Origin of the sequence: Pseudoalteromonas aliena, assembly GCF_038155085.1 — a bacterium.
In the GTDB taxonomy this organism is placed as follows: Bacteria; Pseudomonadota; Gammaproteobacteria; order Enterobacterales; family Alteromonadaceae; genus Pseudoalteromonas; species Pseudoalteromonas aliena_A.
This window is the reverse complement of sequence record NZ_JBAKAU010000330.1, coordinates 1-206: the sequence shown is the minus strand read 5'-3', so window position 1 is coordinate 206 and position 206 is coordinate 1. Positions and strand designations below refer to the sequence as shown.

The 206-nt window shown below is 39.8% G+C and carries 1 protein-coding gene; it reads left to right on the top strand.

The genetic code is table 11. The features are described from left to right. Positions 1–206, top strand: a 206-nt coding sequence (locus tag V6260_RS19615; protein ID WP_341595650.1) for a Na+/H+ antiporter NhaC family protein, incomplete at both ends; no start/stop codon positions are given.

Sequence of the window (206 nt, the reverse complement as noted above, 5' to 3'; positions counted from 1 at the left end):
AAAAGTACGGGGTCGTTAATTGCGGCGACAATAGCAACGTGTATACGAACTAACGTTATAGCGGCCGATCAAATTATAGCGATTGTTGTACCTGGACGTATGTTTAAAGATGAAAATGAAAAACGTGGTTTGAAGCCTGTTAACTTATCTCGTACATTGGAAGATGTCGGTACAATTACTATCCCACTAATTCCATGGAATACGTG